This window comes from Kitasatospora sp. NPDC054939 (assembly GCF_053610105.1).
On the sequence record NZ_JBSGXP010000036.1, the window covers coordinates 51,537 to 59,052 of the forward strand.

The 7,516-nt window shown below is 63.8% G+C and carries 4 protein-coding genes, 1 tRNA gene and 1 pseudogene; 4 read left to right on the forward strand and 2 right to left on the reverse strand.

Annotated features, from left to right (window positions below; all coding sequences use genetic code 11):
* The first annotated feature begins 77 nt into the window (after window positions 1-77).
* From ACWGB8_RS13515 to ACWGB8_RS13525, 3 genes are all read left to right on the forward strand, one after another.
* Window positions 78-151 (forward strand) — tRNA-Pro (locus ACWGB8_RS13515).
* A 363-nt stretch (window positions 152-514) separates the two neighbouring features.
* Window positions 515-1,891: a HEPN/Toprim-associated domain-containing protein gene (locus tag ACWGB8_RS13520; RefSeq protein ID WP_452213223.1), complete on the forward strand. Its 1,377-nt coding sequence runs from the start codon at window positions 515-517 to the stop codon at window positions 1,889-1,891.
* A gap of 154 nt (window positions 1,892-2,045) precedes the next feature.
* Window positions 2,046-5,264: an NACHT domain-containing protein gene (locus tag ACWGB8_RS13525; protein ID WP_452213225.1), complete on the forward strand. Its 3,219-nt coding sequence runs from the start codon at window positions 2,046-2,048 to the stop codon at window positions 5,262-5,264.
* 283 nt (window positions 5,265-5,547) lie between these two features.
* Here ACWGB8_RS13525 and ACWGB8_RS13530 read toward each other — a convergent pair whose 3' ends face one another.
* Both ACWGB8_RS13530 and ACWGB8_RS13535 read right to left on the reverse strand, forming a co-directional pair.
* A complete protein-coding gene (locus ACWGB8_RS13530; protein ID WP_452213227.1) occupies window positions 5,548-6,819 on the reverse strand; it encodes a tyrosine-type recombinase/integrase in 1,272 nt (423 codons plus the stop codon).
* Entirely contained in the window at window positions 6,820-7,128 is a 309-nt protein-coding gene (locus ACWGB8_RS13535; RefSeq protein ID WP_452213229.1) for a helix-turn-helix transcriptional regulator, read from the reverse strand.
* A gap of 234 nt (window positions 7,129-7,362) precedes the next feature.
* Between ACWGB8_RS13535 and ACWGB8_RS13540 the strand changes: the two are divergent.
* Window positions 7,363-7,516: pseudogene (locus ACWGB8_RS13540) on the forward strand (IS5/IS1182 family transposase); the annotation flags it as partial.

Here is a 7,516-nt window from a genome sequence, read left to right on the forward strand (position 1 = left end):
CGCCGGGACACCGGAGACAAGGTCGAGAAGCCAACCCGCCCCAGCCCCCCAGGCCACGGCGCAAGGCCACGAGACCACGGGACGTGGCGCAGCTTGGTAGCGCACTTGACTGGGGGTCAAGGGGTCGCAGGTTCAAATCCTGTCGTCCCGACAGTGATGTCGGAGGCCGTTGGCCGGGAGGAATCCCAGGTCAGCGGCCTTTTGTCTTGCCCGCTGCCAGGGCCCGGGTGCCAGTGGCGCCGTCAATAGATGATCTTGCGGGGACCGCGTAGGGACCAGGAGCCCGTGTTTCCATAGGTCGAGGCGACGCTGTGGTGCCGCACCGGCTGGGCAGTGGCAGTGTCAGCTCACGCGCAATCAGCCCGGCTTGGGCAACCGCCAGCTTCCGAAGGCCGTTGGGAAGAGCGCGTGGGCTGACCGGGTTCGTCGCCTCTGCCTGTCACCCCTTGGCTCGGCCTCTCGCACGGGGGAAGATTCCCAGCAGCCGTACCCATACGTGGATGAAAGAGAGAGCATGGGCGATCGCTGGCACCTTCTGCTGGCAGGCCAGCAGATCAGGATGGGGAAGAACGAGACGCCCGCCAAGCTGATGACGGTCTTCCAGGAGGAAGACAAGTACATGGACGTCGAATGGGCCAGCCGAGTCGACGAACTCTATGCGCTGCCGGCGGACCAAGTGAGCGAGGGCAGTGTTGAGTTCGACGACACTGGTGAGGAGGATGACTGGGGTGACGAGGGTGACCAGGGCGAGGAGGAATTCGCCTATGTCTGGGAGAGGTTCGGTTACCGCACGACAGTTGAGGTGATCGTTACACGTCTTAACCTGATGGGCTTCTCTCCGGAGCGATGTCGTCGGGAGATGGCGAGAGACATCGCAGAGCTGAGAGAAGAGGACCTCGAGGACGGTCTGTTGGTTCTCGCCACGTCTGGCGGGCTGGGTAGCGCGGGAGCCAGCCACAGGGTGTCGGCCGAGCAGGTGGTTGATATAGGCCTCGAGGCGTACCTCAAGCGAGCAGATGCGCCCTGGTGGGCGTCGTCGGTGAGGGATGGACAACCCCAGCTGACAGAGCTGGAAGCCTGCTGCCTCCGGGAGCTCGAGTTCTTCTTCGACGAGCTTGATGCCGACCCGCGGATGTTCCTTGGACTGGTCCTACGCAATCAGGAACCGCAGACGGTGCTGCAGCTCGACCTGAGCGACCTGCTCTCAGCTGGCTACTTCAAGAGCACTGAGGCCGTGTCCACCGAGGCCCTTCAGCAGCTGCGGGATGAAACGGCAAGTAGTGGCCCGATCATTGTCATCACCGAAGGAAAGTTCGACTCCCGGGTCCTGGCGCGTGCTCTTCGTATCGTCCGGCCTGACATAGCCGGCTATTTCAAGTTCTGGGATCTCGGAGAAACCAAGGCTCCTGGTGGGACAGACCGAGTTGTTGCGAACCTGAGGAGCTTTGCGGCCGCAGGTGTCATGAACCGAGTCATTGGGCTTGTTGACAATGACGCGGCGGGTCTCGCGGCGGAGAAGGTGGCCGCCAAACCTGCGCTTCCCAGGAACTACAGCATTCGTCGGCTGCCTGATCTCGACTATGCGCGCAGCTATCCGATAGCCGGAGGCGACGAGACGGACGACATTAATGGCCGAGCCTGCTCGATTGAGCTCTACTTTGGCTTGGACTGCCTGCGAGGACCTGACGGGAGTCCGGTTGAGGTGCGATGGAAGGCACTGAATGGGTCCGTTGGGCAGCTGCAGGGCGAACTCACCCGTAAGGCCTACGTCCAGACTAGGATCGATGACCTGCTGGCAGCTGCCGAGGTTGGACAAGTGCCGTTGGATGACCGATGGGATCCCATGCGCGAGATTGCGGCGATCCTAGTCGATGCCGCCCAGGGCGTCTGACGTGCGGCGTTGATGTCGTCTGCGGTACCAAAGAGGGGGAGCTATAGGCGGCGTTGGTGGTGAGCGGGGGTTGGATGGAGAGATCTTGGGGCCTGGGCATCCCTTGGTCTCGTCAGTCGTGCCACTGCCCCCTGCGTTGACGACAACAGCTCCGGTGCTGCTCAACACTGGTGATCTTTCGTGGGAGGCAGTGGAGCACCTGGTTGTTGCACTGGCGCGGGAGGTCGACCAGGCACGGGAAGCCAGGCTGTATGGGCGGCGGGGACAGGACCAGCAGGGCATTGATGTCGTGGCATTCTTCGACGCGAAGCCCGCCTCCGTGTATCAGGCTAAGCGTTATGCGACCTTTACGGCAGCTAATCTGCGGAGCGCCGTCAAGGCCTATACCGAAGGTCGCCGTCCATTCTCGGCCGGTCGTCTAGTGGTGGTTACCACTGCCGACGCCTCCGACACCAAGGTCCTCACAGAGCTGGCGAAGCTGCGCGAGCAGCACAGAGATCTTGAAATCGAGCTGTGGGATCAACAGCAGCTGTCTGGCATCCTGCGGGAGTTGCCGGATTTGGTGTGCAGGTTCTTCGGCGAGGCGACTGCGGAAGTGTTCTGCCGCTCTCTGAGGCCGGCCGTGGGGGCTGGAGACGGATGCGCGGCGGACAGCACGCTGGGGGAGTATCGGGCGGAGCTAGCCGACTACCTAGCTTCTGGCCTGCATGAACTCGTTCCGGCGTGGCTTAAATTGGAGGGGTCGGAGGAGGTCGTCTCGTCAGCCGATCTGGCTTCTTGGCTGCGGGTGGGGCGCCACGTGCAGCTGACTGGTCCGTCAGGGGCGGGAAAAAGTCACACACTCGCGCATGTCGCCATCGATCTGGCTCATTCAGGCTGGTTGCCACTATTTGTCCACGCCGGTACGTATGGCAAGGGCCGACACTTCGAAGAGTTGCTGGAGGAGGCGGCTAAACCCTTCACCAGCCATTCAGCGGGCGAGCTGATCGCAGCTGCCCGACGGCAGGAGTGGCCGGTAGTGGTGGTGCTGGATGCGATCAATGAGTGCCCGGAACCACTGCGGAAGCAGCTGGTACAGCAAGTGAGCGGGTGGTGCCGCCGCGCGGAGGCGACTCTGGTGGGAAGCAGCCAGGAATCTGTGTCGATGCCGAGCGCATTGATAGGGGTTCAGTTGTCCATCGCTACCCCGAACGTCGATGAGCGTGTGGCACTCCTGCAGTCGTACGGTGCCCAGCGCATCGACGAGGGCTACGAGGCATTCGTGACCGCCTTTGAGCTCTCATTGGCGGCACAGTTGGCGAATCAGCTGCCGGTCGGCACGGGCCGGGGTGGGCTATTGGATGCGTTCATTCGCGACAGGCTGCGTGCAGCGGAGGCACCTCCTGCGGTGGTGCGGCAGATCTTGCGGCAATGGGCGCTGTTGATGGATGAGCGGATGGTTGGGTGGCTCGATCTGGGGGAAGCTGAGCGACTTGCCGTGCGAGTGCTGACTGCACAGGATGTTGCGGTCAGGTTATTGGACGAGGTGCTGGGCTCGCCGCTGATTCAGGTGCGCCAGCAGCGTGTGGCGTTTCAGCATGAACTGTTCGGCCGGCTTCTGGCAGCGGAGGAACTGCTGTGGAGGGCGGAGACAGTCGAGGACCTTGTGTCCGCATTGAGGGCACCGCAGCGTGAGGACTTGGGGTCGCTGGTTGTTCCACTTATGTGCGATCCCAGCATGGTGCGGGATCTTTTGCGAGGTCTTTCGGACAGTGGCTTGGCCGGTGAGGCGCTTGCTGGCCGCTTGAGTGCGTTGGCCTTCGAGGTGGCGATGATGGATGCCTCACAGTTGTTGGACCGGGCCACAGCGGCAACGGCTGGCGTTCAGGTGACGTTCGTTGACGAGTTCCGCTACAGAGTGGTGCCGCCGCAGGAATGGAGTCCTGCGGATCTTTCACTGCTGGGCGGTATCGGTCTGGCCGTGCGAGGTGGCCATCTTCTAGACCAGCTTGCCGCCCTTCTAAGAGAGAGCGAAGCTGCGTGCTGGCGAGGAGCCGAGAACACCTCGTTGCGCCACCAGAGCATCCTGCCTTCGCTGATCGCGGCGACCATGTATGGGCCGGTTACTGCCGACGGAGACAGGTTGCCTGCCGACGTCATCCTGTACTCGGTTCAAGCATCGTGGCCGCGCCGTGAGCTGGGACAACAGACGCAGGAGCGTCTTGTGCGGGGCGTGAGCAAGCTGGTACGCGAGTCCTGCTTCCAGGACATCGGCGTGCTGATGCTGGCATGCATGCTGCTGCGGTTCACCGACGACCCGGAAGCCGCTCGGCTCGCCCCTCAGGTGATGAGCCAGTCATGGGCCAGCGGCGCTGGGCACTTGCAGATGGCGGCAATGGACCTCGCCATCGGTGTCAGGGCAGCAGCAGACGCGAATACGACAGCAGCAATCACCACCTTGCTTGGGGAGCTGCAGACGGACAACGTATGGGTGTCGACAGTCCTTGTCGACGCCTTGAATATCTATGGCCTGATCGAGTCCCCGTATTCCCCCACGGAGGTCGCGGATGAGGTCGCCGGTATCCTCTCGTGCCCGCAGGCTCTTGACGCTGGCGAGAAGGCTCGTTGGATCCTGTACAGCCAGTTCGAGGACACCGTCGCAGCGCCGTTCTCCGAAGTCCTCGCAGCTCTCGGCGAAGATCAGCTCATTGCCCTGCACGTGCTCGCCCTCGTCGGCAGCGACGTGGACTTGTACACCGATGTCCTCCTCCAGGAGCTGATCAAACGGGGCAGTGCCGCAGCGCTGCCCGCCTTCGAGTATTGGGCCGGGAAGCTCGACCTGCGTGGCCCGTTCATCCAAGACGCGGTGCGCTGCTACCTTCTAGGCATTCGCGGGTGCGCCGCCCATCTCACCACTCCTCCGCCCCTCCTGGAGGGCCATGATGGCCTGGACGCAGACGCATGGCGCTGCTATGGGCAGATTGCCTTCTGGATGTCCCGCCCAGGTCTCACCGAGGAGGAGCTATCGCAACGGTGCCAGCCACTTTGGGCGCAACTCACAGGCCCCTTGCGGGAAGCTGCCGTAGACCCTCTCCACCATTTCCACCACGCGACGTATTTCACCCGGCAACTGGATCAGACTCTTCTCGGCCGTATCCTGGACTGCTTCGCAGAGGAGGTGCGCGACATCCTCCACCATGGTCTGCAATCCCCAGAGAAAACCACCACGCTTGCCCCTTACCCGCTAATTCGTGAGGCCGTCGAATCTGTCATCCAGCTCCTGGCCCGTGTAGGTGACCAGCACAGCCTCGAGCTGCTATCTTCCTACCTCACCCACCCAAAGCACGCGGCCACCGTGGTCAGCACCATCCGTCGCCTCAAGGACAAGACATAGTGGGGCGGGGTGGCGTCGCTCCCGGGCGAGTGGTTGGGTGCTGTCATCCGGCCGCCAGGCTCCCTTGAGTTCCCATGGTCAGTTCGGTCGCGGATTTCATTGGGTTCAACATGGATTCCAGCTGCCCGTAGGCTCCCCTGGATGTTGCATGCCGTTTGCTCGCGGCCGAGCATGCGTACCCACGCCGCGTCGAGAGGTCGTTGTCTGTCCTTCTTCTCACACCGCGCTGCCGCGCCCCTGACGATAATTCAACCTTCTGTGTGAAGCCCGCGAGCCGATGGCGCTACTGAACCAGTCGTAGATGGCGGACCCGAGCCTCGGCTGTGTTCGGGCTCGTGATAGCGGTTTCGCGGAGGTCAGATACGAGTTGACGGTCCATTGCCAGGTGCTTGCTGAGGGTCCGGCCAGCGTTTTCGATGGCGCTCTTGTCTGGGTGAAGGTAGCGCTGGGTCGTGGTGATGTGGCCGTGGCCTGCGATCTTCTGGAGGACGTGGATGGGGACCCCGGCGTCGGCGAACCAGGTGAGGCCGGTGTGGCGGAGGTCGTGCCGACGTAGGTACTCGTAGCCGAGGCTGACGACGACTTCGTCCCAGTGGGTTGCGTCGCGGAGGATGGCTGTGGTGATGCGGCCGCCGCGCGGGCCGGTGAAGAGGCGGGCCATGGGGTCGTTGCCGACCACGTTCATGCGCCAGTTCACGAGGCCGCGGATCTCTTCGATGATGGGGACGGTGCGTCGTCGCTTGCCTTTGGTGCCTTTGTCGATGAGGCCACCGGGGGCGGTGGTGGTCTGGCGGCACAGGTCCCAGGTCCAGTCGAAGCGGTTGATGTCCTTGACGCGAACGCCGGAGACTTCGCCGATGCGGGCGGCGGTGCAGGCGGCGAAGCGGACGATGTCGCCCCAGCCGCGGTAGTGGTTGTGGGAGCGCTCGACCAGGGCGTTGGCGAGTTCGTCGAGGGCGTCCCAGTCGTTGAGGGCGAGGCAGCGTGGGTCGTCGAGTTCGTCCTCGGCTTTCTTGTAGAGGCGCTGCCAGCCGCTCATGCGTGAGGGGTTGAAGTCGATGAGGCCGTCGCGGACGGCTTGCTCCATGACGCGTACGAGCGGGGCGAGGCTGTTCTTGACGGAGGCGACGCTGAGTCCGTCGGCGACCCAGAAGTGGAGGGCCCGGTCAGTGATGCCGTTGGTGATGTTGACGACGGGTATGTGGCCGAGGACCGGGACGACGCGTAGCTTCCAGCCGGCGCCGTAGGGGTCGAGGGTGGTGGTCTCCAGGCCGCGCATTGCCAGGTCCCAGTTCTCGTCGCCGTACTCGGCGAGGGTCATGGTGAGGGTTCTGGGCGTGATGCCGCGTCCTGCGGCCCGTTCCATGCGGGAGATCCATGCCTCGGCTTCCTGCTCCGTGGGGACGGAGGAAGAAGCCGACTTGCGGCCGCCGCCGTTGGGGTCCGTCCAGCGCACGCGGGCGCGGTAGCGGAACTCCGGGCGGCGGTCGGGTCGGTGTTCGATGTCAGTGGTGAGTTTGACACCCATGGGGATGAGCTGGGTGTGGTCGGACATTCAGGCTGCCTTGGATGGGTCGGTGCGCTTCTGGGCGAGCCACACCTGGGTGTCGGGGATGCTGTACAGGTAGAGCCGGGGTGCGATCTGCACGAAGGGCGGTCCCTGCGGGGGAGTGGCGGAGCGCCAGCGCCGCAGGGTTGAGGGGTCGACGGTCAGCAGTTCAGCGAGTTCCTCGGTCGAGTACCAGCCGCTGTGAAGGAGGTCGAACTCCGGTGCCGGATCGGCCTCCTGCGCGGGACCGGCGGTGACGGTCGGGGTCGGAACAGAGAGCCGGCCTACGGCGGGAATGCGGGGTCGGGCGTGCATGGTCTCCCTCTGGTGGGGTGGTGGAGCCGCTTGGGCTCGGCCAGGCACGCCCTCAGTCACCTGGCCGCCTGGACGGGCGGAACAGGGTTTGGCGTGCTGAATTCGGCAGACCATACGTGCGTGGCGTTCTTCAGAGGACGTTAAGTCCGTTTCTGGATGATCTGGTGTCGCCCGTTCGTGGGTACGGAGGCATTCAGACCGACTCGCATGTCGTGTGCATGATGGGGTCGAGGTATGGAACGGATGCCGTACTCAACAGACTTGTCCGACGGACAGTGGGCCTTGATCGAGCCGTTGGTCACCGCCTGGAAGCAGGAGCGGGTGTCGCGGTCGGCGACCGGGGACCCGGGCTCCTGCGACCTGCGTGAGGTCGTGAACGCGCTGCTGT

Coding starts and splice junctions, on each gene's coding strand:
- ACWGB8_RS13520 (WP_452213223.1), top strand. CDS start 515: ATGGGCGATCGCTGGCACCTTCTGCTGGCAGGCCAGCAGATCAGGATG.
- ACWGB8_RS13530 (WP_452213227.1), bottom strand. CDS start 6,819: ATGTCCGACCACACCCAGCTCATCCCCATGGGTGTCAAACTCACCACT.
- ACWGB8_RS13535 (WP_452213229.1), bottom strand. CDS start 7,128: ATGCACGCCCGACCCCGCATTCCCGCCGTAGGCCGGCTCTCTGTTCCG.